The sequence below is a fragment of the Saccharothrix coeruleofusca genome (assembly GCF_014648515.1).
GTDB lineage: Bacteria > Actinomycetota > Actinomycetes > Mycobacteriales > Pseudonocardiaceae > Actinosynnema > Actinosynnema coeruleofuscum.
The window spans coordinates 112,646-113,784 of sequence record NZ_BMRG01000022.1 but is presented as its reverse complement, the minus strand read 5'-3'; the positions used below and the strand labels follow the sequence as shown (position 1 = coordinate 113,784).

Here is a 1,139-nt window from a genome sequence, read left to right as displayed (position 1 = left end):
CGCAGGTGTGGTCCGGCGGCGCGGTGGCGGGCTCGACCACCGCCGACTTCCTGCCCGGCGGGCCGCAGCACGGCCACATCGCCTTCACCCGCCACCGCCCCCCGCTGATCATCATGAACTGGGGCATCAACGACTGGTACTACCGGGTGCCGGTGCAGACCTACCGGCAGCAGTTCCAGGCGATCATCGACGAGGTCCGGGGCTACAGCCCCGACAGCCTCATCGTGCTGCTGCACAGCCCCTGGGTCTACAACCCGCAGCAGACCGCCGAGCGCGGCCCCCAGGAGCCCTACGCCGTGGCGATGCGCGAGCTGGCCCTGGCCAACAACCTGCCGATGATCAACCTGGAATGGGCTTTCCCCGGCGACAACCGCTGGGGCGGCTACCACGAGGACCTGGTCCACCCCAGCAACGCGGGCAACAACACCATCTTCGGCATCGTCCGCGAAGTCGCCATGCAGCTCTGCCCTCCACTGCGCCGAGGCGTGGCGCGCTGAGCAGGGCGCGGGCGAGCACCTGATCGGCAGGCTCCCCGTCCGGCGGAGTTCAGGAGTAGACGCGGACCCAGTCGACTTCGAACACCGCCGGGCGCAGGCCGCTGCTGCCGGTGAAGTTGTCGAGCTGGATGTTGAGGTGACCCGAGGGCATGTCCTGGATGTCGCCCCGGTCGGAGCCCGCGCCACCGGACAGGCGGAACCACTCCACTCCGTCGACGTAGCCCGCCACCCCGGCCGGGGTCCACTCGAAGGCGAAGTTGTGCCACTGGGTCATGTCGACCGGGCAGCGCTCGCGCCGCTCCTTCTTGTCCGACGGGCTGCTCGGGTAGTGCAGGAAGGCCTGCAGGCACTGCGCGTCGGGGTTGGAGTACTCCACCCAGTCGTACTCGCCGTCCTGCAGGCGCTTGCCCGAGGTCGGCCAGATCAGGTGCAGCGGGTGGTACAACCCGCCGGAGGTGCCGGTGTTGCGCGAACGGGACCGGATCTCCCAGCGACCGTACTGGCGGTCCAGTTGTTGCCTCAGCCAGCCGGTGTCGCCGTTGGCCTCCCCGCGCATCGTCATGATGCCGTCGGCGACCGTGCTGTTCTTCGCGCAGCGGCGGCCGTTCTCGGCGTGCCCCTTCCAGCACCCCGGCGTGCCGC

2 protein-coding genes are annotated in these 1,139 nt (G+C 69.8%); one reads left to right on the top strand and one right to left on the bottom strand.

The features are described from left to right. On the top strand, positions 1–497 hold a 497-nt coding region (locus IEZ00_RS32605), incomplete at its 5' end, for an SGNH/GDSL hydrolase family protein (RefSeq protein WP_189227222.1). A 49-nt stretch (positions 498–546) separates the two neighbouring features. Here IEZ00_RS32605 and IEZ00_RS37465 read toward each other — a convergent pair. Then, a partial coding sequence (locus IEZ00_RS37465; protein ID WP_229796328.1) for a glycoside hydrolase family 16 protein occupies positions 547–1,139 on the bottom strand: 593 nt, incomplete at its 5' end.